The following is a 25,787-nucleotide window of genomic DNA, read 5'->3' as shown; positions in this document are numbered from 1 at the left end:
TTGTACCGGATGTTGGTGACGTTATCATCTACGACCAAGGTCGCAGTCGTCAGGGCCGTGCGACGTACACCGCGTGGTGCGTCAGGATGAAGAGCGAGCGTCCGTCCGGTCCGCCGAACAGCAGTTGCAGCGGGCGATCCGGCACATCGATGCGGCCGAGTTCGCGGCCGTCCGGGGCGTAGGCGAAGACCTGGCCGTTGGCGATGTAGACGTGGCCGTCGGGCCCCGTCGCGACGCTCTCGCCGCCGCGGGGGGCGAACGGGCGCAGGTCGGTCAGTGTGCCGCCGGTGCCCAACATGGCGCTGTAGGTGCGATCCTCCGAACCGTTGGCGACATGGACGCGATCGCCGACGCGACCGGTGATCAGGCCGTAGGTGTCGAGCGTATCCGAGAATCGCCAGCCGCGGTGATCGGCCGGTCCCTGCTGCCAGACGCGATAGGCGGGCAGGACCAGGCTGCCATCGGGGGAGACGTAGTTCAGCGGTTTGGGTGCCGCAGCGTCGCGCGCGAACATCTCGGCGAGGGTCGTGAAATGGTCGGTGGCGGGGTCGTATTGATCGCGGAATTCGCCGTTGTTCCAGACACTGCTCGGGAGAGCGATGCGGGCGCCATCCCGAGCCGCAGCGGGAGTCGCGGGGATGACCTGCACGGTCTGCGGCGCCGCGGGTTTGATCGCGTAGACGGTCCCGGCCGATCCTGCCGAGGACAGCACCATCAGCGTGCCCGATCGATCAATCGCGAGGTTGACCGGATCGAGCGGCGCATCGGTGACGATCGACAGGCCGTCCTTCTCCGACCAGCTATGGATGCGCTGGAACTGGCGATCGACGAAGTAGAGCTTGCCCGCCGCATCGACCACGCCGCCGCCCAGCGAATAGAATCCGTCCGCGACTTTCCGGACCGGCGCCAGCGTCGGGGCAGGCGGCGGGGCGGGAGCATCGGTGACGTCGAGCACCGCGAATTCACGTTCGCGCACGTCCAGCCCGTGGGTGACGTCGCGGACCGCGTTCTCATACGGGTATTTGCTGGCACGCAGATAAGTGCCGCAGCCAATGGCGTCGCAGGTGGAGAAGCCGCTCTCGGCGTTCACATGGACGTTGCGGAAGCGGATGCTAGTCGACCCGTACAGCGTCACGGCAGCGGGGGCGGGCTCGAGCGACCGGGTGACGCGGTAGGCGTGGAAATTGGCGAACAGGATGTCGCGCGAATTGCGCACTTCCAGCGCCACCGCGGTGCGGCTTTCGCCGGCCTCCTCCTCGGTCTGCGGCGCCAGGAACTGCCAGTTGCGCACGCCGTCGAGCACGATTTCCGCGCGGCGGTGATGCTCGGCGGAGATCTGGTAGACATAGCCGGGCGTGCTGGTGTTCGAGACGTGCATCCCGGACTGCGCGTAGGTGTTCGGCGTCCACAGCCCGTTGAAGGTGCCACCGCCCCCATCGGTGACGGTAAGGCTGGCATATTGCCCGTCCCAGCGCTTCGCCGGGTCGGCATCGGCGGTGTGGTCGGCATTGTAGGGATCGACGCGGCTGCCATCGGCGAGGAAGGTGCCGTGACCGCCCTGGAACTTGACGTCGTCGACCAGCGACATCGCGCCCGCGCGCCACAGCAAGGCGGTCGCGCGCGGGTTCCTGCCGCCGGTGGAAAGGCCCAGGCCCGACACGATCGCGGCGCCGCCCTTGGCACTTTCGATCAAGCCCTTCGCGCTGCCGATGCCGCTATAGGCCGGGCTGTCCTCGGCCAGGACGATTTGCGTCATGCTCGGGTGCAGGCCGATCAGGACGCTGTCGGGGCGCAGTGTCAGCGTGTCGGTGACGCGGTAGAAGCCGGCCGGGAAATATAGCACGCGGTGAGTGTCGATCGCGCGCTGGATGGCGGCGGTATCGTCGGTCGCATTGTCACCGCGGACGCCCAGGCTGCGGACGTTGGTCCAGGCCGATACCGGCGGCAGCGCACGGATCGCAGGGTCGCGGGGGCGGGCGGGGGTCGCGATCGGCGCGGCGTCCATGCGGGTCGCGATGCTGCCGGTGGTGCCAAGCGCGGGCAGTGTCAGGCCATGGGTGAATTCGCGGACGCGGTAGCGCGGCGCCGGGCCCGCGACCGTTTTGCCGCTGTCCCGGAAGCTCGCGAATACCGGCGTGCCGGACGCGACGGCGTTGTCGAACCCGATCTGCGTATAGGCGTTGCCTTCGTTGCTGATCACGACGCCGGCCTTCGCGACGTTTTCGAAGCGGACGTCCTTGCCCCACAACCAATCGCCATAGCCACGGTCGATCTCGATCCCGACGGGCACGTTGCGGAACACCGTGTTGACGAGCGTTAGCCCTGCCTCATGCTCGCGGATCGCGGCGTCGCGTTGCCCCTCGAAGGTCGAATCGAGCAGCGTATAGGGCCAGGCCGGCGACGGCTTCTCGGTAAGGATGCCGTAGCGACCGCCGAAGAAGCGCAGGTCCTGGCCGAGGTTGCCGACCTGGTAGATTCCGGCCAGCGCGGAGCCGAGGCGGAAATCGATATGGCTGAGATAGGCGTGCTGCGCGGCGTGGAACCGCACCGCGGTCGCCGACGGGTTGCCTTCGCCTATCTCGAAATCGACGTTCGCCATCGCCGAATAGAAGGTGCCGGAATTGGCGTCGGCGATTCCGGGGTCGAACGGGACGCTGGTCGGCGGCGGGACCGGCACGGGAACCGGACCGCGGTCGGGTCCCTCGGCGGCGGGGCGGTTGCCGGTGAAGAACACCATGTTGCCGACGCCGCGCTGAAATCCTGGCGTCGCCGCGGCCAGCACGAACACCGGTCGGGTGCGGCCGACCCCGAACAGCCGGACGCCCGGCCACATGAAGAGCGTGCGCGTGATCCGGTAGCGGCCGGCGGGCAGGAACACGATGCCCCCCCCTCCGGCGCCGCCGCCCTTTGCCGCCGCCGTGTCGATCGCGCGCTGGATCGCTGGGCCATCGTCGGTGACGCCGTCGCCGCGCGCGACGACGGTGACGGCGCGCGGATCGGCGGGTGCGGAGCCGAATACCGAACGGGAGGGTGCGGCGATCGCCGCCGTGGAGACGCTGGCCAGCAGGGCGGCTGCGATGCGCGTCGCGCGTGTGGCTGTCATGGCTGTCGATCCGTTCCCGAAAGTCGCGGCGGTTTACGCCGACGATAGGCATAGGCGGCGCCGCGCGTTATCGCGACCGCGACAAAGGTCGTAATGGTCAAGCGCGTGACGCGGCGCGATAGCGTTCCCCACAGACATGGCCGTGCGGCCGAAGCGAAAGTCGATCGGTGCAGGCAGAGCGAAAGACGGATGGTCGCCGCGCGATCGTCGTGATGGGGGTAAGCGGAAGCGGCAAGTCGACGCTGGCGTCCGCGTTGGCCAGCAGGCTCGGCTGTCCGCTGATCGAGGGCGACGATTATCACTCCGCCGCCAACGTCGCCAAGATGCACGCCGGGCACGCCCTCGACGACAGCGATCGCTGGCCGTGGCTCGACCGGCTGGGTGCGGCGATCGGCACGGCGTCGGCAGAGACCGGCATCGCGGTGGCGGCGTGTTCGGCGTTGAAGCGCAGCTATCGCGAGCGCCTCCAGGCGGCGTCGGACGTTCCGCTGGCGTTCGCGCTGCTCGATACCCGACCGGACGAACTGGCCCGACGCCTCGAAACCCGCACCGGCCATTACATGCCGGCGAGCCTGCTCGGCAGCCAGCTGGCGACGCTCGAGCGACCCGGTGTCGGCGAGCGCGCTTTGATACTGGATGCGGCACGCACGCCGGATGTGTTGTGCGCGCAGGTTCTGGCGTGGATCGAGGGGCCGGACACGCGCTGAAGCGGTCACGGCATCAGCCGCTTGCGCCCCTGCGACAGATGCCAGCGCATCGCGAGCGCGGCGCCATCGGCATCCTGCGTGCGGATCGCGTCGACGATCGCATCATGCTCGTCCATCATCGCCTTGATTACCTCGGGCGGGCGTGACCGCGAGATGTCGACGCCGGCGCGCAGGATGCGCATCACGTCCTCGCCCAGATGGTCGAATACCGGCAGGAACGCGGCGTTGGCAGTCGCCTCGGCGATCGCGCGGTGCAGCAGCCAGTCCTCGTCATGCGCGGGCGCGTTGGAGAGCAGGGCGGTGCGTAGCGCTTCCAGGGCCCGCTCGATTTCCTCGAGTTGGCGGTTCGACCTGCGTTGCGCAGCCAGCCGCGCGGCCTCGGCCTCCAGTACGAAGCGGACCTCGTAGGTGCCGAGCGTGGTCGCGAGCCCATCCATCGACATGTGCGTGCCGAGCCGTTCGGAGGGCCGGCGCGTGACGTAGGATCCGGCGCCGCGCCGCGCCTGGACGATGCCGTCGGAGGCGAGTCGCGCCAGCGCCTCGCGTACGATCGTCCGCGACATGCCGAACGTCGCCGCCAGCTGCGCCTCGGCGGGCAGACGGTCGCCGATCGCGAGGCCGTCGTCGATGATGATGCGGACGATCGCGGTATAGGCGCGGTCGGCGAGCCGTTCCTCGGTCATTGGTGCGGCCTTCGATCAAATGACATGACTGAGCGCCATGACCAGGGCGAGGCCGACCACCGAGATCGTGGTCTCCAGCAACGACCAGGTGCGGAACGTGTCCGCGGTGCTGGTGCCGACATAGCTTTTGACCAGCCAGAAGCCGGGATCGTTGACGTGGCTGAAGAACACCGAGCCAGCGCCGATCGCGAGCACGACCAGTTCGGGCGACACGCCGGAACTGGCAACGACTCCCGGCATGATCCCGACCGCGGTGATCGTCGCGACGGTCGCGGAGCCGGCGGCGAGGCGGATGCCGACCGCGACCAGCCATCCGAGCAGCAGCGGCGAGATCGCATACATCATCACGGTGCGCGCCAGCAGGTCGGACAGCCCGGCGGTGACGAGCACCTGCTTCAGCGCGCCGCCCGCCCCGATCGCCAGCAGGATGGCGCCCGCCGATGCCATCGTCTCGCGCCACACCGCATCCTGGATCGCGGCGTCGCGCAGCCGGCGGCCGAACAGCAGGGGCAACGCCAGCAGGTTGGTGAGCAGCAATGCGACGACCGGATTGCTTGCGGCGACAAGCCAGGCGGTCCCTTTCAGTGCGGGAGCCATCTGGCCCAGCTCGCCGGTCGCGATCATCAGGACGGGCAGCAGCACGATCAGCAGCGACAGGCCCAGCGGCGGTGCCGGGATATCGAGCCTGGCTTCGGCGGTCACCGACGGCGCCAGACGCACGCCGCGCGTGGTGAATCTGGCGAGCACCGGACCAGCGATGATCGCGGTGGGGATGGCGATGAGGATGCCGTAGAGCATCGTCCGACCGAGATCGGCGCCGAGCGCCTCGACCGCGAGCAAGGGGCCGGGGTGGGGTGGCACCAGCGCATGCACGACGCCCAGCCCTGCCAGTGCGGGCATGATCAGCGACAGCTTGGTCGCGTCGCCCTTGGCATCGTTCGCGCCGGCCATTTCCTCCGCCGCGGCGACGACGATCGGCAGCAGCAGGACCAGGCCGGTCTCGAAGAACAGCGGCAACCCGATCACGATCGCGATGCCAAGCGTCGCCCAGGGCGCGGCCCGCACACCCGTGAGCCGCAGGGCGCCGCGCGCCAGCGCCGCGGCCGCACCCGACAGATGCAGCATCGCGCCGAGCGAAAGGCCAAGCGCGACAACCAGCCCGGTACCGCCGACGATATCGCCGACGCCCTTTTGCACAGCCTTTGCGACGTCGGGAAGCGGCAGTCCGGCGAGCAGGCCGACGGTGAAGGCGCCACACAGCAGGCCGATAAACGGATGCAGCCGGCCACGAACGATCATCAGCACCGCGAGCGCGATGCCCGCCAGTGCGGCGATCACCAGACGCATGTCGGGGCTGATCATGCCCGCGACCATGTCGGTTGCAGCCCAGCGTAACGGACCGGTGTTCGCGGCATTCAGGCTCCCTCCAAAGCAGTCCGACGGCGTGTTCGCCTGTCATGGATCTGTATGACAGATTTTTTGTCGCTGCCAACAAATTTGGCTTGATCGGGTGTAAATAGGGGCGCCATACTCAAAACCTGTCCAACCGAATCCGCATGAACGGACCGGTGGAGCCAATGATTGGGAGGATGCTCATGGAAGCGAATCGGAATTCCGCGTGCGCGCCGTCACCGCAACCGGCGCCGCAGCTGACGCCGACGCAGATCAAGGTCTTGCGCGGGGTTCATTCGGGGCTGCTCAACAAGCAGATCGCCTATGACCTCGGCATCGCCGAGGCGACGGTGAAGGTCCACATGACCGCGCTGATGCGGAAATTGAACGTTCACAACCGGACGCAGGCGGCGATCGTCGCGCAGACGCTGTCGTTGCGCACGCTCTGATGCGGGGCACATGGCTGTTCTGCAGCGCGGCGTTGTTTTTGCCGGCGCCCGCGCTTGCGAAGTCGAGTTCGGTGTATCTCAGCGCGCCGAAGGATCCGCTCGCGGTCACCGTACGAGGCGTCGGCGACGGTCGCGCCGACGACAGCGCCGCGATCCAGCAGGCGATCGATGCCGCTGCGGCTGGCAGCCACGGTGGCATCGTCTTCCTGCCGTCGGGCCGATACCGGATCAGCCGGACGATCTTTGTACGGACCGCGGTGCGGATCTTCGGCGTCGGACCGACCCGGCCGGAAATCCTGCTAGGCGACAATGCCGCCGGGTTCGGGACGGGTGTCGCAGCGATGGTCAGCTTCACCGGCGAAGACCAGTACCGCGTCGGCAAGGCACCGGTGCCACCGCGCACCAGCGTCCCGTTCGATCCGAGCATCTTCGACGCGACGTCGAGCACCTTCTATTCCGCGCTGTCGAACGTCGATTTCCGGATCGGCGCGGGTAATGCCGGGGCGGTCGCCGTGCGATTCCGCGTCGCGCAGCACGGCTATATCCGCCACGCCGACTTCCATATCGGGTCGGGTCTCGCCGGGGTCTATCAGGCGGGCAACGAATTCGAGGACCTCAAATTCTTCGGGGGCCGCTATGGCATCCTGACCGAAAAGACCTCGCCGGCTTGGCAGTTCACGCTGATCGATTCCGATTTCGACGGGCAGCGCGATGCCGCGATCCGCGAACATGAGGTCGACCTGACGCTGATCAACGTCGCATTCCGCAATGCGCCGGTCGGCGTCGAGATCGACCGCGGCTATTCGGATTCGCTGTATGGCAAGGACGTCCGGTTCGAGAATATCGCGCAGGCTGGCGTGGTGGTGTCCGCCGAGAACAGCGTGTTCACGCAGGTCGGCTTCGACAATGCGGTGGCGTCGAACACGCCGATTTTCGCGCGGTTCCGAGACAGCGGGAAAGCCGTCGCCGGAGCAGGGGCCACGTACCGCGTCGCCGACTTCTTCTATGGACTGAAGCTGGCCGGGCTCGGCACGATCGGCGACTACGCGACGGACGTGTCGATCGCACCGATCGGACGGTTGCCGGCCCGCCGCGCGCCCGCGATCCGCGCGCTGCCGGCGGTCCGCGACTGGGCAGACGTCCACGACCTGGGGGTCAAGGGCGACGATACCACCGACGATACCGCAGCGCTGCAACGCGCGATCGACACGCACCGCGTGCTGTACCTGCCGATCGGGCGCTACCGCGTCACCGATACGCTGAAGCTGCGACCGGACAGCGTGCTGATCGCGCTGCACCCGAGCCTGACGCACCTCTATTTGCCCGACGAGACCCCGGCGTATATGGGCGTGGGCGGCGCCAAGGCGCTGCTGGAGAGCGCGAAGGGCGGAAACGCGATCGTCTCGGGACTCGGGCTCTGGACCGGGGGCGTCAACCCGCGCGCGACCGCGCTGCTGTGGAAGGCCGGCGAAGCGTCGATGGTCAACGACGTCAAGATCCAGGGCGGTGGCGGCACCGTGCTGACCAAGGGCAGCCCGATCGGTTTCGGCGATCCGCGCGCGCGCTTCGACGGGCAACACCCGAGTATCTGGATCACCGACGGCGGCGGCGGCACGTTCGCCGCTCTGTGGTCGCCGAACACGCTGGCGTCGGCCGGGTTCTATGTCTCGGACACCAAGACGCCTGGGCACGTGTATCAATTGTCCGCCGAGCATCATTACCGTGCGGAGATCGCCCTCGATCACGTCGAGAACTGGGAGTTCCTGGCGCCCCAGACCGAGCAGGAGGTGCGCGACGGCGTCAACGCGATTTCCACCGAGATGCGCAATTCGCGCAATATCCTGTTCGCGAACTACCACGCCTACCGCGTCACGCGTTCGATCAAGTCGATGGATGCGGCGGTGAAGCTCTATGCGTCCGGCGATATCCGTTTCCGCAACGTGCATGTGAATGCCGAGAGCGGGTTTGCGAGCTGCGACGCCAAGGGCTGCGGCACGTACACCCGGGCCAGCAAATATCCGTTCGAGACCAGCATCAAGGACATGACCCGCCAGCAACAGGTCCGCGAACTGGAATTCGCGAAGCTCGACGTTCCAGCTGCACCCGCCGTCGCGGCCACGGCATCCGCCGTGCCGGTGTCGGCAGGTGTCGAGAAGCTGGCGGACGGGTTCTATTCGATCGCCGGTGGTGCGGTCGATGCCAAGGGCAAGTTGTACTTCATCGATCGCTACTTTCAGCGGATCCATGGCTGGTCGAATGGCGAAGGCTTGTCGATCGTCGCGGATGCGCCGCTGGATGCGGTGAACCTGGCGGTCGATCGGTCGGGCGACCTGCTCGTGCTGTCGTCGGCAGGACGGGACGCGACCGTGTACAGCATCGACCCGGCAAAACCGGCCGAGGTCAGGGTCATCGCGCCGACCACGACCACGCCGCGCCGAGATGCGGCCACCGTGTTACCCGTCAACGTATGGGCGAATGGCGAGTTCGCCGACCGGATCGATCCCACGACGTACCAGTTCCCGACCATCGCCGACTTCTTCACGCAGAAGATGGGCGAGGCCAAGCCGCAGGAATATGTCTCACCCGACGGATCGCTGGCGTTGCCGGCGTTCCGCGTCTGGAACCAGGGGCCGGACGATCATCAGGGCTGGCGGTGGTCCGATACGCTCGATGCGTATGGCTTCGTCACCGCAAAGCCCGGCGAGCGCATCGTGCTGACCAACGGATCGGAGAACCGGACCTATAGCGGGCTGGTCGGCGATGCGGGGCAGGTGACCGACCTCAAGGTGGTCGCCGACCGCGGCGGAGAGAGTGTCGCGAGGGACGCGGCCGGCAACCTGTACGTCGCGAACGGCCAGGTCTTCGTCTATGGTCCCGACGGCAGGATGCTGCGCCGGATCGACGTGCCGGACCGCCCGTTGCAACTCGTCGTCGGGGGTGCGGATCGTCGGACGCTGTTCATTCTGACGCATCATGCGTTGTACGCGATCGGTATCTGACCCGATTCCTCGGATCGCGATGAAGATCGCTCGCCCACCGCCGTTCGACCGGCTACGGCAAGACCATGATGCAAGCAGCCGACGTGTTCACCAAGCTCGACATCGAGCTCAAGCCCGACCCTTCGCGGACCGTGATCCGGCCGTTCGACTTCGCGTATCCATCGGCGTTTGCCGATGGCCGGCCGCCTCGCCCGGAGATGGTCGCGGCGCGGCTGCATGCGCTCGACCCTGACGCCCGGACGCGGATGCTGTCGTTGTTGGCGAAACCGATGAACGAGCGCCACCGCGGCGCCGAGCAGGTCTTCCTGCGGCGGTATGAAGAAGTGAAGGACGAGATCGGCGACATTTCGCCGGACCGGGAGGAGCAGATCCTGATCGGCGCGTATTTCAGCCAGGAATACGCTTTCGAGTCCGCTGCGCTGTTCAACCCGAGCATCGTCCATCTGACGGACGGGGTCCCGAACGACGAGGGTCACGTGCAGTTCCTGCTGTCGCTGCGCGGCATCGGCGAGGGGCATATCTCGTCGGTGACATTCCGTACCGGAATCTGGGGACCCGGCGATACGCTGGTGGTGCATCCGCCGAGCGCCAACGGCGTGCCGCCGCGGATCGACCGGACCGAGAATGATTGGGTGCGGCTGGAGTGCGACGATAGCCAGCACGTCTCGGAGACCGTGATCTTCCCGGTGTTGCCGAGCCAGCGCCAGGGCGTTGAGGATTTGCGGCTGGTCAACTTCACCGACGATGACGGCGTCCGGAGCGTGATCGGCACCTACACCGCGTTCGATGGAAAAACGGTTCGCCAGGAGATGCTGCGCGGGGTCGACCTGCGCACGTTCGAGATGCGGCCGCTGAACGGGGCGATGACCGGCTATAAGGGCATGGCGCTGTTTCCGCGCCGGATCGACGGCAAGTTCGTCATGCTGGGGCGGCAGGACAGCGAGAACATCTGGCTGTTGAAATCGGACGACCTGTTCACTTGGGAAACGGGTGTGCCGATCATGGCGCCGAAATATCCGTGGGAGTTCGTCCAGCTCGGCAATTGCGGATCGCCGATCGAGCTGGACGAGGGCTGGCTGGTGTTCACCCACGGCGTCGGCCTGATCCGCGGATACTGCATCGGCGCGTGCCTGCTCGACAAGGACGATCCGTCCAAGGTGCTGGCGCGCACCGCGTCGCCGCTGCTGTTCCCGAGCGCCGAGCAGCGTGGCGGCTATGTTCCGAACGTGACCTATAGCTGTGGTGGGCTGCTGTCCGGGCGCCGGATCCTGCTGCCCTATGCGATCGGTGACGAATATACCGCGTTCGCGGTCGCCGATGTCGACGATCTGCTGAGCGTCATGGTCCCCGCCTGACCCGCCGGGGATACCGCTACATTAAGCCAAAATGAAATTCTGCTGACACGCGATTCTTAAAACCGTAACGGCGGCGCAGCAACCGCCGCTTATCGCGCCCTCCAAGGCAAAGGTGCCTGAAAAGGGATATCGCGATGTTGAATACGGGCTTGCGCTTGCGACTGTTAGCCGGCGCTGCACTGTCGGTCGTGGTTGCTCACCCGGCCTGGGCGGCGTGCGACGTACCGGCGGCCAAGGATCCTGCGGCTGCTACGGCGCCCGATCCTGCGGTTCCCGACGCCACCGATCCGAACCAGCTCGGCGAGGTCGTGGTCACCGCGACCAAGCGCGAGACCAACCTGCAGAAGACGCCGATCGCGATCAACGTGCTCAGTGCCGCGACGCTTGAGGATCGCCACGTCCAGAGCCTGTACGACCTTGCCGACGGCGCCGTGCCGTCGTTGCGGGTCGCAACGTTCGAGGCGCGCCAGACCGCGCTGACGATCGGCATCCGCGGCATCGTGCCGCTCGACGCCAACCAGCCCGCGCGCGAACAGGGCGTCGGCATCTATATCGACGGCGTGTACCTGGGTCGCCAGCACGGCCTGAACGCCGCGCTGTTCGACGTCGATCGCATCGAAGTGCTGAAGGGTCCGCAGGGCACGCTGTTCGGTCGCAACACCGAAGGCGGCGCGCTGAGCATCGTCACCAAGGGCCCGAGCGGCAAATGGGGCGGCAGCGCCACCGCGGGCATCGCCAATTACGGCGGTTATAACGGCGCGCTTCGGCTCGACCTGCCCGAAACTTACGGCGTTTCGCTCAAGCTCGACGGCGTCGTCCAGTATCAGGGCGCGACCACCAAGAACCCGCTGCAGGGTGAGAAGGGCTGGAACTACTTTGATCGCCGCGGCTTCAAGGCGACCGCACGAATCCACCCGATCGAGGGCATGACCGCCGACTTCAGCTACGACAACGGCTACGACGCCAACTCGCCGTTCTACAGCCAGCTGCTGAACTACAACCCTAACGCTTGCGCGCTCGGTACGCAGGCGGCCTCGCCGAACTGCAAGCTGCCGGGGACGGTCTACACGACGCTGAACGGCGCCGCGGTGCGTCCGCTGCCGTCGAACGTGGTCGTCAACGGCAACACCCGCATGAAGGTCGCCGATATCGGCGTGCCGCAGCAGCCGAGCATCGACAAAACGCACGGCTGGACCTCCAACATCCACTGGAACGTCTCGCCAGAGATCGAACTCCGCTCGATTACCGCGTGGCGCGGCGTGTCTTCGACTCAGTGGGACAACAGCGGCGGCGCGCACCGCGTGCCGATCGAGAATTGCGCCGCGGCGACGTGTAACTTCAGCCGCTACAGCCTCGCCGACCTGTACCAGCATCAGTTCAGCCAGGAATTCCAGGCGGTCGGCACGGTCGGACAGGTCGACTATGTCGGCGGTCTTTATTACTTCAATGAGCATGTCGGTGACGACGCCGCGACGCCGAACTCGAACCAGTACACCCCTGCGACGGGTGTCGTGACCATCCTCGATCCGTGCATCGGTTCGGGCGGGTTCGGTTCGCAGCAGGGCTGCCGCTCGATCGATCGCGCGTCCGAAGTCTGGTCGAAGAGCTATGCCGCATACGGCCAGCTTACCTGGAATCCCACTGACTGGGTCCATCTGACCGGCGGCGGGCGCTACACCCGTGACGAGAAGCAGGGCGTCCTGCATTTCTCGCGCAACCTGAACTATGACACCGCGACCGCGGCACAGCTTGCTGCTGCCGGCTACAAGCCGCTCGATGCGACGTGGAAGCGCTTCAACCCGATGGCGACCCTGGCGGTCGATGCCAGCGATACGATGCATTTCTATGCCAAATACGCGACCGGCTATCGTGCGGGCGGCGCCAGTTCGCGCACGGCGAACTACGTGCCGTTCAATCCCGAGGACGTGAAGTCGTACGAGATCGGCATGAAGTCCGATTTCTTCGACCATCATGCACGGCTCAACCTGGCCGGCTACATCATGGATCGCAAGAACAGCCAGGTCGACATCAGCACGATCCAGACGACCTCGACGGGCAACTTCAACAACCTCGTCACGATCAACGCACCCGGAATCACCAAGATCCGCGGGATCGAGGCTGACCTGACCGTGACGCCGACCACCGGGCTCACGCTCTCGGTTGGCTACGCCTATACGCACACCAAGATCCCGCCGGTTCTGATCACCAATTCGGTCACGACCGCCGGCGTCACGACGCAGACCCAGGCGTTCCAGAACTTCTACATCGTCTACACGCCGCGCAACGCCGCCAACGGTGCGATCGACTATACTGTGCCGGTCGGCGCGCTGGACCTGAAGTTCCACATCGACGGCAACTACGCCCAGGCGACGCAGGCGTTCGACCAGTTCGCGACCAAGGCGGATGCGTCGTTCCTGGTCAACGGCCGGGTCGCGCTCGCCAATATCCAGGTGGGCAACGGCAACAAGCTGACCGTCTCGGCCTGGGGACGCAACCTGTTCAACGAGCAGTATGTGTTCCGTCGCGATCCGTCGAACAGCCTGCCGGGTGCACCGACCACCAACGTCTCGGCCGGCAGCATCAGCAACGTGCTGGGCGATTACGGCAACTTCAACGCGCCGCGCACGTACGGGATGGAAGCTTCGGTCAAGTTCTAGGACGAACCCCGCGCGCAATATCGACCCGGGCAGGCAGGCCGCTTGCCCGGGTCGTTTGCGTTTCACGGCGCTGTCAAAAGGTGGTCCCGTCTACCCCGCGGGCAGATCCATCACGACGCGCAACCCTGGCGCCGCATCCTCCAGCGCCAGCGACCCGCGGTGTAGCCGGACGATCGCTTCGACCAGCGGCAGGCCGAGACCGTGGCCGCCATCGTGCCGGCTCGTGTCGACCTGTCCGAACCGACGTAACGCGAGCGCGCGATCGTCCACTGCAATTCCCGGGCCGTCGTCGGCGACAATCACGCGAGCAACGGTGCCATGGGGTTCGAGGCGGATGGCAATCCGCGTGCCGACCGGTGTGTGCCGCATCGCGTTCTCGATCAGGTTGATCAGTGCCTGGCCCAGCATGTGCCGGTCGCCGACGATGGTCAGCGGGGGGAGCGGACCGACGGCTAGCACGCGGCCGCTATCGGCGATGACCGGGACCAACATCGCGGCGATCTCGTCCGCGAGCCCAGCCAAGTCGACCGGCGCGAACGCGGCGCGGCGGTCGCTGCCTTCGACTTCGGCGATACGCAGGATCGCGGCGAACATCGCTAGCAGGTCGTCGCTGAGCGCGATCGCCTCTTCGATCTCGCGGACCTGTTCGGGTGTCTTGGCGCGACGCAGCGACAGGCCGAGCCGGCTGCGCAGCCGCGCGAGCGGGGTGCGGAGGTCGTGGGCGATATCGTTCGAGATGCTGCCGATGCCCGCCATCAGCGCGGCGATACGGTCGAGCATGCGGTTGAACGCCTGCGCCTGTTCGGCGAACGTGCCACCCGACGGATCGACCGGCACGCGGTGCTGCATGTCGCCGTCGATGATCGCATCGACGGTCCGTCGCATCTCGCCGATCCGCCGCCGGATCAACAGTCCGAACGCGACCAGTCCGGCGACCACGGCTGCGATGATCGAGCCGAAGCCGATCAGGTAGATCCGGTCCCGCTTGGCGTTGTAGTGATCGAACGGCTCGGTCTCGGCGATCGTGACCAGCGTCATGCCGCCGCCGATCCGGCGGACCAGCGCGCGACCCGCAGAGAGCCCGACGATGCGGTCGTCGTCACGCAGCGTCGAGAACCCCAGTGGCAATTGCCGACGGAGTGCGACGTTGCCACCGACCCGGCGTCCTTTTTCGTCGAGCAGTACGAAGCCGATATCGCCGGTATCGCGCTGGCGGGTGGCGAGATCGATCCGGTCTAGCAGCTCGCGGCGGCTATGCGCGGCATCGGCGACGCCGTCGTTGACCGCAGCGATGCGACGATCGACCAGTCGCTCGATCGTCGACAACGTCGCGTGGTGGATCGCGAAGCCGGTCCCCAGCGTCGCCAGCAGGAACGTCAGCAGGAACACCGCGGTCAGCGATCGCAGTGAGCGGGGGACCATGCGGGTCAGCTGCGCATCATGTAGCCGACGCCGCGCATCGTCACGATCGGATCGTCGCCGCCGGCCGCGGTCAGCTTCATCCGCAGATGGCGGACGTGGACGTCGACGATATTGGTGGTCGGTGCGAAGTCGTACCCCCAGACCCGTTCGACCAGCATCGCGCGCGACAGCACGGTGTCGGCGTTGGCGACGAATTCGGCGAGCAGCTTGAATTCCAGCTTGCCGAGATCGAGCGCGACGCCCGCGCGCCAGGCGCGGAACCGGGTCGGGCTGACGACGATATCGCCGGCCTGCAGCGTGTCGCCACCGCCTGCGGTCCAGCGCCGGCCGCGCACCATTGCGTGCAGCCGCGCGTTCAGTTCGCTCGCGGCGATCGGCTTGACGACATAATCGTCCGCACCGGCCTCGAGACCCTCGACCTTTTCCACCGACCGCCCGAGCGCACTCAGCATGATTACCGGCACCGTCATGTCGCTGCGGCGGAGACGCTCCAGCACCGCGATGCCATCGACCTTGGGCAGCATGCGGTCGAGCACGACGGCGTCGAACGAGTCGCTGTCGACCGCCGACAGCGCGGCACTGCCATCGGCGGCGACGGTCACGCTATGGTCGAAACCGCGCAATTCCTCCGCCATCGCCTCGGCAAATTGGGCGTCGTCCTCGACCAGCAGTATCTTCAGATCCATGACACGCGATAGTCCAATTGCAGCGACAGCTCAAACGCGGCGGACGCCGGCCGCGTGCCGCGAACATGTCACAATTCCGTCCTACGCGCGTCGGGTGCGGAGTACCGCTGCGCGATCCAACGACGCAGCAGGACCAGGGCATCCTACAGATCGACCGAAGGGGAATTTCGTGACCAAGATCGCCGCTTTGCGGACCAGCTTGCTGTTGACCGGCGCGTTTGGCGTGCTGGCATGTTCCGGCATCGCCCATGCGCAGGACGCCGGTGCCGCGCAGGCTGCAGCACCAGAGGACGGCGTCGGTGACATCGTCGTTACCGCCGAGCGCCGTTCCGAGAACCTCCAGAAGGTCCCGGTATCGGTCGGCGTGGTCGCCGGCGACCAGCTGCGCGACTTCACCTCGGGTGGCGACGACACCTTGCTGTCGCTGTCGGGACGCGTGCCTGGGCTCTATGTCGAGAGCACGACCGGCCGCATCTTCCCGCGCTTCTACATCCGCGGCCTCGGCAACATCGATTTCTACCTGGGCGCGTCGCAGCCGGTGTCGATCATCCAGGACGACGTCGTGCTCGAGCATGTCGTGCTGAAGTCGAACCCGGTATACGACGTCCAGCAGGTCGAAGTGCTGCGCGGCCCGCAGGGTTCGCTGTTCGGGCGCAACACGACCGCGGGCATCATCAAGTTCGACACCTACAAGCCGACCCAGACGTTCCAGGGCCGTGCGACGATGTCGGTCGGGACCAACTACACGACCAACCTCGACACCGGTTTCGGCGGCCCGCTGATCGACGGGTTGCTGGCGTTCCGCATCTCGACGCTGGTCCAGCACCGCGCGAACTTCATCGACAATCGCTTCACCGGGGTCAGCGCCGACAACACGTCGACGCCGCGCAAGAACGCGATGGGCGGCTTCGACGACCGCAACGTCCGCGGGCAGCTGCTGTTCACGCCGGGCGACAAGTTCTCTGTCGACCTGTCGGGGCATGCGCGCTGGTATGACGGCACCTCGACGCTGTTCCACCGCGGTGCGCTGGTGAAGGGCTCGAACAGCGTCGAGAACGAGCCGCGCGGTTCGGTCTCGCTCGACGAAGGCAACGACAACCCGCAGAGCTACAACACCTATGGCGGCTCGGCGCGGGCGTCCTATGATTTCGGGCCCGCGATCCTGACCTCGATCACCGCGTACGAGACCACTTCGGGCTTCAGCCGCGGCGATACCGATGGCGGCGCGGCGGCGAACTTCGCGGGTCGTCCGTCCTATGGCGAAAGCCAGGGCCAGATCCGCGACCTCGACCAGTGGACGCAGGAAGTCCGGCTCGCGAGCCCGGGCGGCGATCGCTTCAACTGGCAGATCGGCGGCATGTATTTCGACAGCCGCGACATCACCGACTTCTATCAGCGCGGCTATTTCCTGGTCCGTCCCGATCTCAACGGGGTCGGCCCGAACCCGAACAACTGGGTCCGGCTCCACAACGTCAACACCTCGTGGGCGGGCTTCGGCCAGGTCAGCTACAAGCTGGCCGACAGACTGACGCTGACGGCCGGTGGCCGCATCACCGAGGACAAGAAGCGCACGCAGCTGCTGAAGACGTCGGCGACCGCGCAGGGCGTCAACCAGTATCCCGCCAGCGGCCGTCGCGACGTGACGCTCAAGGACACCCAGCCGAGCTGGGACGTCAGCGCGCTCTACGAAGCCAGCCCCGACGTCAGCCTGTACAGCCGGGTCGCGCGCGGGTTCCGCGGGCCGACCATCCAGGGCCGGTCGGCGGTATTCAACTCCGACTTCACGACCGCAAAGTCGGAGACGATCCTGTCGTGGGAGGCGGGGGTCAAGACCAAGCTGTTCGACAACACGTTGACGCTGAACGGCACCGTCTTCGCCTACCGCGTCAGCGACATCCAGCTGAACGGCAACGATGCCAATGGCAACGGCGTGCTGTTCAACGCCGACAAGGCGGATGCCTACGGGTTCGAGGGCGAGGCCAACTGGCGGCCGACGCGCAACCTGACGCTGGGCCTGGGCCTCAGCCTGCTGCACAGCGAGATCAAGGACAAGCGCGTCTATGCGCAGGTCTGCGCGCTCAACGGCGTCGTGGTCTGCACGGTCGAGGATCCGACGATCACGCGGACGATCTTCGGATCGCCCGCGGTGCTGGCGCAGATCAACGGCAACCCGCTACCGAACGCGCCGGAGTATAACGTCGACGTGACCGCACGCTACGACCAGCCGGTCGGCAACGGCGCCAAGGTGTTCATCGCCGGCGACTTCAACATCCAGGGCTATACGCAGTTCGTGCTGTACAAGACCAAGGAGTTCACCGCGAACGGCAACTTCGAAGGCGGCTTGAAGGTTGGCTACGCAGCGCCGGACGATTCGTGGGAACTGGCGGCGTTCGCCCGCAACATCACCAACGAGAAGAACCTCAAGGGTGTGATCGAGAACTACATGGCGGCGGTGTTCAACGAACCGCGCGTCATCGGCGTGCAGCTGAGCGGCAAGTTCCGCTGATCGGGTGAGGTATGGTGCGCGTGGTCGCGAAGGCGATCACGCTCCATCCGCTGTTTGGAAAAGCTGGTGCCCCCGGCGAGATTTGAACACGCGGCCTACGGTTTAGGAAACCGTCGCTCTATCCGGCTGAGCTACGGGGGCACTGCCAGCGGCGTTTACGCCGGGCGCACGGGTCGATCAAGCGGCGGCGTTACCAGGTAACGGCCGCCGCTTGGCGACAGACAGACTTACGCCTTGACGTGCTGCGAGATGTACTTGTTCATCTCGAACATCGTGCACTTGTCGCGGCCGAAGACCTTCTTCAGCTTTTCGTCCGCCAGAATCTCGCGCTTGTTCTCGGGATTCTGGAGGTTGTGCTCCTTGATGTAGACCCACACCTTGCTGATCACCTCGCTGCGGGGCAGCTTGTCCTTGCCGACGATTTCGGCGAGTTCGGGCGAGGGCTGTACGGGGGCGTGGATGCCGCCGGTCTTGGGAGCTGTAGCCATAAGCATTCCTTCCTGTTCGCGCCGCATGCCTTTTTGCACGCGCGCGGTTGGTCACGCTTGTTTGAGCGCGGCCGCCTTGTGCGCCGCCTTGCCGCCCTTGTCACTCTCTACGATGAACTGGGGGTCATCCTTGGAGGCGCGGACGGTGTGACCCTTGATCGTGGTATCGCTGGTCTGCTTCTTCACGACCTTGCCGTGCGCGGTGCCGCCGTGGCTGTTCCAGGTGACCTCGTCGCCCTTCTTGGGGTCTGCGTCCTTCGCCTTCGTCATGCGTCATCTCCTTGGCCTGTAGCGATAATCCTTCTGCGGCCGTTATGGTTGCACGCCGCGGTGGTTGCGGTTCGTGCAGACACGCGGCATCAGGCGCGCAGCCAGGAGACGATCCCCCATGAAAACCCGCGCCGCCGTTGCTTTCGAAGCAAAAAAACCGCTCGAGATCGTCGAACTCGACCTGGAAGGCCCCAAGGCGGGCGAGGTTCTGGTCGAAATCATGGCGACCGGCATCTGCCATACCGACGCCTACACGCTCGACGGGCTTGATTCGGAAGGGTTGTTCCCGAGCGTGCTGGGCCATGAAGGCGCCGGCATCGTCCGCGAAGTGGGCGCGGGCGTGACCAGCGTCGCGGTCGGTGACCACGTCATCCCGCTCTACACGCCCGAATGCCGCCAGTGTAAGTCGTGCCTGAGCCAGAAGACCAACCTGTGTACCGCGATCCGCGCGACGCAGGGGAAGGGGCTGATGCCCGACGGCACGACGCGGTTCAGCTACAAGGGCCAGCCGATCTTCCATTACATGGGCTGTTCGACCTTCTCGAATTTTACCGTGCTGCCCGAGATCGCGGTGGCGAAAATCCGCACCGACGCGCCGTTCGACACGAGCTGCTATATCGGGTGCGGGGTGACCACCGGCGTCGGCGCGGTGGTGCATACGGCGAAGGTCCAGCCGGGTGATACCGTCGTGGTGTTCGGGCTCGGCGGGATCGGGCTCAACGTGATCCAGGGCGCAAGGCTGGCCGGCGCTAAGATGATCGTCGGCGTCGACATCAACCCGGACCGCGAGGAATGGGGGCGGCGCTTCGGCATGACGCACTTCGCCAACCCGAAGGATGTCGGCGATATCGTCGCCCACATCGTCGCGCTGACCGATGGCGGCGCGGACTATACGTTCGACGCGACCGGCAACACGACAGTGATGCGGCAGGCGCTGGAAGCGTGCCATCGCGGCTGGGGCACCTCGATCGTGATCGGCGTCGCCGAGGCCGGCAAGGAGATTTCCACGCGGCCGTTCCAGCTGGTCACCGGGCGCAACTGGCGCGGAACCGCGTTTGGGGGCGCACGCGGGCGGACCGATACGCCGAAGATCGTCGACTGGTACATGAACGGGATGATCGAGATCGACCCGATGATCACGCACCGGCTGACGCTCGACGAGATCAACAAGGGCTTCGACCTGATGCACGCCGGCGAGAGCATCCGCTCCGTCGTGATCTACTGAGGACCGCGCAATGTTCAGCCATATGGTGATCGGCGCCGACGACATCGCGGCATCGAAGGCGTTCTACGACGCCGCGCTAGGCGCGTTGGACGTGCCCGCGGGTGTCGTCGATGAGTGGGGGCGGGTGGTCTATTCGCACGCCGGCGGCCGCTTCCTGCTGACGCGCCCGATCGACGGCGCACCGGCGAGCCGCGGCAACGGTAGCACGCTGGGGTTTGCCGCTGCATCGACTGGGGCCGCCGACGCCTGGCATGCTGCCGGGCTCGCGAACGGTGGTACCGCGTGCGAAGACCCGCCCGGCATCCGCCACGGGACCGCAGGCCGCACGCTGTATCTGGCCTATCTGCGGGACCCGGCAGGCAACAAGCTGTGCGCCACGCACCGGGTGGCGTGATGGAGACGCTGTCCACCAGCAGGGCGTTCGACGGCATCCAGGGGGTGTACCGCCACGCCTCCGACGTCACCGGCACCGACATGACCTTTGCGGTGTACGTCCCGCCGCATGAGGACGGCGCGCGGTTGCCGGTGCTGTGGTATCTGTCGGGGCTGACCTGCACGCACGCCAACGTCATGGACAAGGGCGAGTATCGCCGCGCCTGCGCCGAAGCCGGGATCGTCTTCGTCGCGCCGGACACCAGCCCGCGTGGTGACGGCGTGCCGGACGATGACGCCTATGATTTCGGGCAGGGCGCGGGCTTCTACGTCGATGCGACCGAAGAGCCGTGGGCGGCGAACTTCCGGATGCGGTCCTATATCGAGGACGAACTGCCGGCCTTGATCGCCGCGGAGTTCCCGGTCGACATGGCGCGGCAGGGGATAACGGGGCATTCGATGGGCGGCCACGGCGCGCTGACGATCGGCCTGCGCAACCCGGACCGGTTCCGCAGCATCTCTGCGTTCGCGCCGATCGTCTCGCCGCTGCACTGTCCATGGGGCGACAAGGCGCTGACCGGGTATCTGGGGCCGGATCGGGCTGCGTGGCGCAACTATGACGCCTGCGCGCTGATCGAGGATGGCGCGCGGGTCGCCGAACTGCTGGTCGACCAGGGGCAGGCGGATGGGTTCCTGGTCGAGCAACTGAAGCCGGAACTGCTTGCGGCGGCCTGCGACGACGCCGGAATTGACCTGACGCTGCGGATGCAGGCGGGCTATGATCACAGCTATAGCTTCATTTCGACGTTCATAGCGGATCATGTTCACTGGCATGCGGCGCGCCTGAGTTGAGCTATGCTGACGAAAATCTCTGGAGCCTCGCATGTCCCATATTCCCGCGCCGGATAGCGGCGACCTGATCGACTCGGACGGCAAGATCGCCGTGCCGTCCGACGTCGCCGATGCGATCCGCACGCTGCTCCGCTGGTCGGGCGACGATCCCGATCGCGAGGGGCTGTTGGATACGCCGCGCCGGGTGGCGCGGGCGTGGAAGGAATATTGCGCGGGCTACAATGACGATCCGGCGCAGCATCTTAGCCGCGTGTTCGAGGAGGTCGGCGGCTATGACGAGATCGTGCTGCTGAAGGACATCCCGTTCCAGTCGCATTGCGAGCACCACATGGCGCCGATCATCGGCAAGGCGCATATCGCGTACCTGCCGCGCGATCACGTCGTCGGGATCTCCAAGCTTGCGCGGGTGCTGCACGGTTACGCGCGGCGGCTGCAGGTGCAGGAGCGGCTGACCGCGCAGGTCGCCGACTGCATCTGGGACAACCTGAAGCCGCTGGGCGTCGCGGTGGTGATCGAGGCGAGCCACGCCTGCATGACCGCGCGCGGCGTGCGGACGCCCGGCGTGATGATGGCGACCAGCCGGATGATGGGGGTGTTCCGCGACGACGAGCGGAGCCGCAAGGAAGTGCTGGCGTTGATGGGGGCCTGCGCTTGACGCGAACCGTGCTGGTCACCGGCGGGGGGCGGAGACTGGGCGCGGCGATCGTGCGGCGACTGGCGGCGGACGGGCACCGGGTTGTGATCCATCAGGGCCATGCCGACGATACTGCGGCGGCCGAGCTGGCGGACGAGATCGTGTCGGCGGGGGGCGCAGCGGCGACGATCGTGGGCGATCTCGCGGACCTGAGTGGTGTGGCGGATCTGTTCGCACAGGCGCGCGCGGCGATCGGCGGCCCGATCGACGGACTGGTCAATTCGGCGTCGCGGTTCGCGTTCGATCGGCCCGAGGCGTTCGATCCGGTGCTGTTCGAGGAACTGGCCGCGATCAACTGCGGCGCTCCCGCGGCGCTGGCCTGTGCGCTGGCGGGGCAGGATGATGTGTCGGACGGCAGCATCGTCAATATCCTCGACCAGAAGGTCGCGAACCTGAATCCGGACTTCTTCTCGTACACCTGCGCGAAGGTGGCGCTGGAGGGGGCGACCCGGATGATGGCGCAGGCGCTGGCGCCGCGGGTTCGGGTCAACGCGGTGTCGCCAGGATTGACCTTGCCTAGCGGCGACCAGACCGACGACGAGTTCGCCGCGGTCGCGAGCCGCAACCTGCTAGAGCGGCCGGTCGGCGCGGACGCGGTTGCCGATGCGGTGGCGTATCTGATCGGCGCTCGCGGGGTGACCGGGCAGAACCTGTTCGTCGATTGCGGGCAGCGGTTTCTGGCGAGCGACGGCGACGTGATGTTCGAGGCGCGGCATGGCTGAGTTCACGACGATCCTCGACAGCCTGTCGGTGATGATCCGGCTCGGGATCCATCCGCATGAGGTCGAGCCGCAGCGGGTGGTCGTCTCGATCGAGATGACCGTGGTGTACCCTGGGCCGCTGACCGAGGATGCGATCGAGCAGGTGCTGGATTACGACTTCGTCCGGAGCGGGGTGCTTGCGCTGACGGAGCGGAAATTCGCGCTGCAGGAGACGCTCTGCGAGGCGATTGCGGCGTTGTGCCTGGGGGATGCGCGGGTTCGGCGGGTCAAGGTGCGGACGATGAAGACGGATGTGTATCCGGATGCTGCGGTGGGGTGCGAGATCGTTCGCGGGCGGTGACCGTACTCCCTCTCCCCTTAGGGGAGAAGGTTGGGGTGAGGGGTCGCCAAGCAGTGCTCCGCCCGGAACTGCCCCTCACCCCGACCCTCTCCCCGTAGGGGAGAGGGAGCAGTAGTAAGGTCAAGCGCGGTTGGCGGCGCTTAGGACGGCGCGGACCGAGGCGGTGGCGATGTCGGTGTCGATGCCGACGCCGAACACCGTGCGACCATCGGCGGTGCGGCATTCGACATAGGCGGCGGCTTGCGCATCCGCGCCATGCCCGATCGCGTGTTCGTTATAGTCGATCACGTCCAGCGTCGGCCCGGTGCTCTCGCCGAGCGCCGCGACGACGCCCGAGATCAGCCCGTTGCCGCGCCCCGAGATAGAGCGTTCCTCGCCATCAACCGCGACGCGGCCGACGAAGATGCGCTGGCCGGACTGGCCGCTTTCCTCATAGTCGCGCAGCACGAAGCGGTCGCTCGACTGCGGCAGGTAGGTGCGTTCGAACAGCCCCCAGATGTCGCTGGCGTCGAGCTCGCGGCTGGTCTGGTCGGCCAGCGCCTGGGTGTGGCGGCTGAAATCGGCCTGGAGGCGCTTGGGCAGTTTCAGCCCCTTGTCCTGTTCGATCACCCAGGCGACGCCGCCCTTGCCGGACTGCGAATTGACGCGGATCACCGCTTCGTAGCTGCGACCGAGATCGGCGGGGTCGATCGGCAGATAGGGGACTTCCCAGAACGCGTCGTTGCGCGCGTCCTGTGCCGCGAAGCCCTTCTTGATCGCGTCCTGGTGGCTGCCCGAGAATGCGGTGAACACCAGGTCGCCGGCGTACGGATGGCGCGGGTGGACCGGCAGCTGGTTGCAATAGGTGACGGTGTTGATGATCGCGTCGATGTCGTCGAACTGCAGCTTAGGATCGACGCCGTGGGTGTACATGTTGAGCGCGACGGTCACGAGGTCGCAATTGCCGGTGCGCTCGCCGTTGCCGAGCAGGCAGCCCTCGACGCGGTCGGCGCCCGCCATCAGCCCGAGCTCGGCCGCGGCGACGCCGGTACCGCGGTCGTTGTGCGGGTGGAGGCTGATGACGACGCTGTCGCGGTTGCGGATGTGCCGCCCGAACCATTCGATCTGGTCGGCATAGACGTTGGGGCTCGCCGCCTCGACCGTGGCGGGCAGGTTGAGGATCAGCGGATGCTCAGGGCTGGGCATCAGGATGTCCATCACCGCCTCGCAGACCTCGATCGAGAAATCGAGTTCGGCGGTCGAGAAGGTCTCGGGGCTGTATTCGAAGAACCAGTCGGTGTCGGGCTGCTTGGCGGCCTCGTCGCGCAGCACCTTGGCGCCGTCGATCGCGATCTGCTTGACCTGCGCGCGGTCCATCCCGAACACGATTTTCCGCCAGGCCGGGGAGACCGCGTTGTAGAGGTGGACGATCGCAGCCTTCGCGCCCTTCAGGCTGGCGAAGCTGGTCTCGATCAGGTCGCGGCGCGACGCCGTCAGGACCTGGATCAGGACGTCGTCGGGGATCCGGCCGGTCTGGACCAACCCCGAGATGAAGTCGAATTCGGTCGCGCCGGCGGATGGGAAACCGACCTCGATCTCCTTGAGGCCGACCTTGACCAGCAGGTCGAAGAACCGCGTCTTCTTCTCGGCGTCCATCGGGTCGATCAGCGCCTGGTTGCCATCGCGCAGGTCGGTGGAGAGCCAGCGCGGCGGCTGGACGATGGTCTTCGACGGCCATTGGCGGTCGGGCAGGTCGACCGCAGGGAAGGGTCGGTACTTGGTCGATGGGTCGCGCAGCATGGCCGGTCTCTCGTGTTCGGGAGCGTGTGGGTCAGCCCTTAGGCGCTGGGCGCGCCACGGCGGACGCGCAAAACGGTGACGCGCCTAAGGGCGCGTAAGTCGTAGCGAGAGCAGCGGCTGCGTCATCTGAGGAGACCCCTATCGCGACGGCGCGGGGGTTGTCCAGTGGAGTTGCAGTTTGCTCGACACCCCCGCCGTCACCCCGGACTTGTTCCGGGGTCCACCACGCCGCGTACCAACCGGCCTGAGGGTTCGCGGAGCCGTGGATGCCGGAACAGGTCCGGCATGACGGAGGAAGGAGCGAGGTCGTGGCCTGTCGGAGGCTTACTGCTTCTCGAACGCGGCGTTGATGACGAGGACGGTCTCGTCCGATACCAGCGGGACGTACTTGGTCACGCCGAAGTCCGAACGCTTGATCGCGATGCGGCCGAGGAAGCCGACCGAGGGCTTCTTGCTCATCGGGTTGGTCGCGGTGCCGAAGAAGCGGGCGCGCAGCGTGACCGGCTTGGTGACGCCGTGCAGCGTCAGCGTGCCGGCGATCTCGGCGCCGTCGCCCATCGTCTTCACCGAGGTCGACTTGAACGTCGCGGTCGGGAACTTGGCGGTGTCGAGCCACTCGGCGCTGTTCAGCTCCTCGGTGAGCTTCGGCGCCGTGGTGATGACGCTGGCGGTGGGGATGGTGACCGTGACGCTCGCCGCATTCGGCTTGGCGGGGTCGACCGTCAGCGTGCCGGTGCCGCCGTGGAAGGTGCCGGTGAACGGCGAGATGCCCATGTGGCTGACGCTGAACGAGACCTGGGTGTGGTTGGGTTCGACCGCATAGGTGCCGGCGGGGACGTTGGCGGGGGTGCCGGCGCCCTTGAGCGCGTCGGGCATCGCCATCTGTGCGACGAGGGGGGCTGCGGTGAGCGTGGCGATCGCGAGCGAGGCGGCAAGAACGAGGCGCATGAATTAGTCTCCCTGTTGGTTGCCGCGATGCTGGCCGAGCCGGGGGCTGGCGTCAAACGCGGTTGTGGCAACGGAGCGTTTCCGGGCGGTGCGGAAGGTCGCAAAGGTCACGCCCGAGGGGGATGTTTTCTGGTGGGA

General features: G+C 66.6%; 21 protein-coding genes and 1 tRNA gene. 12 read left to right on the top strand and 10 right to left on the bottom strand.

Going from position 1 to position 25,787, the window contains the following annotated elements; all coding sequences use genetic code 11:
* Positions 1 to 49: 49 nt before the first annotated feature.
* The gene (locus SJY20_RS10410; RefSeq protein WP_380786786.1) at positions 50 to 3,103 is read right to left on the bottom strand and encodes a glycosyl hydrolase family 28-related protein; all 3,054 of its coding nucleotides are present in this window, start codon (positions 3,101 to 3,103) and stop codon (positions 50 to 52) included.
* 212 nt (positions 3,104 to 3,315) lie between these two features.
* Between SJY20_RS10410 and SJY20_RS10405 the strand changes: the two genes are divergently transcribed.
* A complete protein-coding gene (locus SJY20_RS10405) occupies positions 3,316 to 3,810 on the top strand; it encodes a gluconokinase (protein WP_380788652.1) in 495 nt (164 codons plus the stop codon).
* A 5-nt stretch (positions 3,811 to 3,815) separates the two neighbouring features.
* Here SJY20_RS10405 and SJY20_RS10400 read toward each other — a convergent pair whose 3' ends face one another.
* On the bottom strand, positions 3,816 to 4,493 hold the full coding sequence (locus SJY20_RS10400; protein ID WP_380786785.1) for a FadR/GntR family transcriptional regulator: 678 nt from the start codon (positions 4,491 to 4,493) through the stop codon (positions 3,816 to 3,818).
* 15 nt (positions 4,494 to 4,508) lie between these two features.
* Positions 4,509 to 5,855 (bottom strand): gluconate:H+ symporter, encoded by a 1,347-nt coding sequence (locus SJY20_RS10395; protein ID WP_380786783.1) that lies wholly within the window; start codon positions 5,853 to 5,855, stop codon positions 4,509 to 4,511.
* A gap of 233 nt (positions 5,856 to 6,088) precedes the next feature.
* Here SJY20_RS10395 and SJY20_RS10390 point away from each other — a divergent pair, with 233 nt between their 5' ends.
* The 4 genes from SJY20_RS10390 (at position 6,089) to SJY20_RS10375 (ending at position 13,345) form a co-directional block, all read left to right on the top strand.
* Entirely contained in the window at positions 6,089 to 6,334 is a 246-nt protein-coding gene (locus SJY20_RS10390; RefSeq protein ID WP_380786782.1) for a helix-turn-helix transcriptional regulator, read from the top strand.
* Positions 6,334 to 9,333, top strand: a complete 3,000-nt coding sequence (locus SJY20_RS10385; protein ID WP_380786780.1) for a glycosyl hydrolase family 28-related protein — start codon at positions 6,334 to 6,336, stop codon at positions 9,331 to 9,333. Before SJY20_RS10390 ends, SJY20_RS10385 begins: the two co-directional genes overlap by 1 nt.
* 68 nt (positions 9,334 to 9,401) lie before the next feature.
* Positions 9,402 to 10,688: a glycoside hydrolase family 130 protein gene (locus SJY20_RS10380; protein ID WP_380788650.1), complete on the top strand. Its 1,287-nt coding sequence runs from the start codon at positions 9,402 to 9,404 to the stop codon at positions 10,686 to 10,688.
* A 134-nt stretch (positions 10,689 to 10,822) separates the two neighbouring features.
* On the top strand, positions 10,823 to 13,345 hold the full coding sequence (locus SJY20_RS10375) for a TonB-dependent receptor (RefSeq protein WP_380786778.1): 2,523 nt from the start codon (positions 10,823 to 10,825) through the stop codon (positions 13,343 to 13,345).
* A 90-nt stretch (positions 13,346 to 13,435) separates the two neighbouring features.
* Here the strand turns inward: SJY20_RS10375 and SJY20_RS10370 are convergent, their stop codons facing one another.
* Together SJY20_RS10370 and SJY20_RS10365 are read right to left on the bottom strand one after the other, a co-directional pair.
* A complete protein-coding gene (locus tag SJY20_RS10370) occupies positions 13,436 to 14,767 on the bottom strand; it encodes a sensor histidine kinase (RefSeq protein WP_380786777.1) in 1,332 nt (443 codons plus the stop codon).
* A 5-nt stretch (positions 14,768 to 14,772) separates the two neighbouring features.
* Entirely contained in the window at positions 14,773 to 15,453 is a 681-nt protein-coding gene (locus SJY20_RS10365; protein ID WP_380786775.1) for a response regulator transcription factor, read from the bottom strand.
* 169 nt (positions 15,454 to 15,622) lie between these two features.
* On the opposite strand from SJY20_RS10365, the gene SJY20_RS10360 reads away from it, so the two are divergent.
* A complete protein-coding gene (locus SJY20_RS10360; RefSeq protein WP_380786774.1) occupies positions 15,623 to 17,959 on the top strand; it encodes a TonB-dependent receptor in 2,337 nt (778 codons plus the stop codon).
* 64 nt (positions 17,960 to 18,023) lie between these two features.
* On the opposite strand, the gene SJY20_RS10355 is transcribed toward SJY20_RS10360, so the two are convergent.
* From SJY20_RS10355 to SJY20_RS10345, 3 genes are all read right to left on the bottom strand, one after another.
* Positions 18,024 to 18,100: transfer RNA gene (locus SJY20_RS10355), tRNA-Arg, on the bottom strand.
* 86 nt (positions 18,101 to 18,186) lie between these two features.
* The gene (locus SJY20_RS10350) at positions 18,187 to 18,447 is read right to left on the bottom strand and encodes an SWIB/MDM2 domain-containing protein (protein ID WP_332782868.1); all 261 of its coding nucleotides are present in this window, start codon (positions 18,445 to 18,447) and stop codon (positions 18,187 to 18,189) included.
* A gap of 51 nt (positions 18,448 to 18,498) precedes the next feature.
* On the bottom strand, positions 18,499 to 18,717 hold the full coding sequence (locus SJY20_RS10345) for a DUF2945 domain-containing protein (RefSeq protein ID WP_380786772.1): 219 nt from the start codon (positions 18,715 to 18,717) through the stop codon (positions 18,499 to 18,501).
* A 118-nt stretch (positions 18,718 to 18,835) separates the two neighbouring features.
* Here SJY20_RS10345 and SJY20_RS10340 point away from each other — a divergent pair, with 118 nt between their 5' ends.
* From SJY20_RS10340 to SJY20_RS10315, 6 genes are read left to right on the top strand one after another with little or no spacing between them, the layout of a single operon-like run.
* Positions 18,836 to 19,942 carry an S-(hydroxymethyl)glutathione dehydrogenase/class III alcohol dehydrogenase gene (locus SJY20_RS10340; protein WP_380786770.1) on the top strand — a complete coding sequence of 369 codons (1,107 nt, stop codon included), beginning with the start codon at positions 18,836 to 18,838 and terminating at the stop codon, positions 19,940 to 19,942.
* A gap of 10 nt (positions 19,943 to 19,952) precedes the next feature.
* Positions 19,953 to 20,336, top strand: a complete 384-nt coding sequence (locus SJY20_RS10335) for a VOC family protein (RefSeq protein WP_380786769.1) — start codon at positions 19,953 to 19,955, stop codon at positions 20,334 to 20,336.
* The gene (gene fghA / locus SJY20_RS10330) at positions 20,336 to 21,166 is read left to right on the top strand and encodes an S-formylglutathione hydrolase (protein ID WP_380788648.1); all 831 of its coding nucleotides are present in this window, start codon (positions 20,336 to 20,338) and stop codon (positions 21,164 to 21,166) included. The genes SJY20_RS10335 and fghA overlap by 1 nt, the downstream gene beginning before the upstream one ends.
* Before the next feature lie 31 nt (positions 21,167 to 21,197).
* Positions 21,198 to 21,821, top strand: coding sequence for a GTP cyclohydrolase I FolE (gene folE, locus SJY20_RS10325; RefSeq protein ID WP_380786768.1), 624 nt, complete (start codon positions 21,198 to 21,200; stop codon positions 21,819 to 21,821).
* Complete coding sequence (locus SJY20_RS10320) at positions 21,812 to 22,582, top strand: SDR family oxidoreductase (protein ID WP_380788646.1); 771 nt, start codon at positions 21,812 to 21,814, stop codon at positions 22,580 to 22,582. Before folE ends, SJY20_RS10320 begins: the two co-directional genes overlap by 10 nt.
* Positions 22,575 to 22,922, top strand: a complete 348-nt coding sequence (locus tag SJY20_RS10315) for a dihydroneopterin aldolase (protein ID WP_380786767.1) — start codon at positions 22,575 to 22,577, stop codon at positions 22,920 to 22,922. The genes SJY20_RS10320 and SJY20_RS10315 overlap by 8 nt, the downstream gene beginning before the upstream one ends.
* A gap of 120 nt (positions 22,923 to 23,042) precedes the next feature.
* On the opposite strand, the gene leuA is transcribed toward SJY20_RS10315, so the two are convergent.
* The gene (leuA, locus tag SJY20_RS10310; protein WP_380786765.1) at positions 23,043 to 24,701 is read right to left on the bottom strand and encodes a 2-isopropylmalate synthase; all 1,659 of its coding nucleotides are present in this window, start codon (positions 24,699 to 24,701) and stop codon (positions 23,043 to 23,045) included.
* 324 nt (positions 24,702 to 25,025) lie between these two features.
* On the bottom strand, positions 25,026 to 25,649 hold the full coding sequence (locus SJY20_RS10305) for a YceI family protein (protein WP_380786763.1): 624 nt from the start codon (positions 25,647 to 25,649) through the stop codon (positions 25,026 to 25,028).
* Between the last annotated feature and the right edge of the window lie 138 nt (positions 25,650 to 25,787).

It is taken from the genome of Sphingomonas sp. R86521, from assembly GCF_042466235.1.
GTDB lineage: Bacteria > Pseudomonadota > Alphaproteobacteria > Sphingomonadales > Sphingomonadaceae > Sphingomonas.
This window is presented reverse-complemented; position numbering and strand designations above follow the sequence as displayed.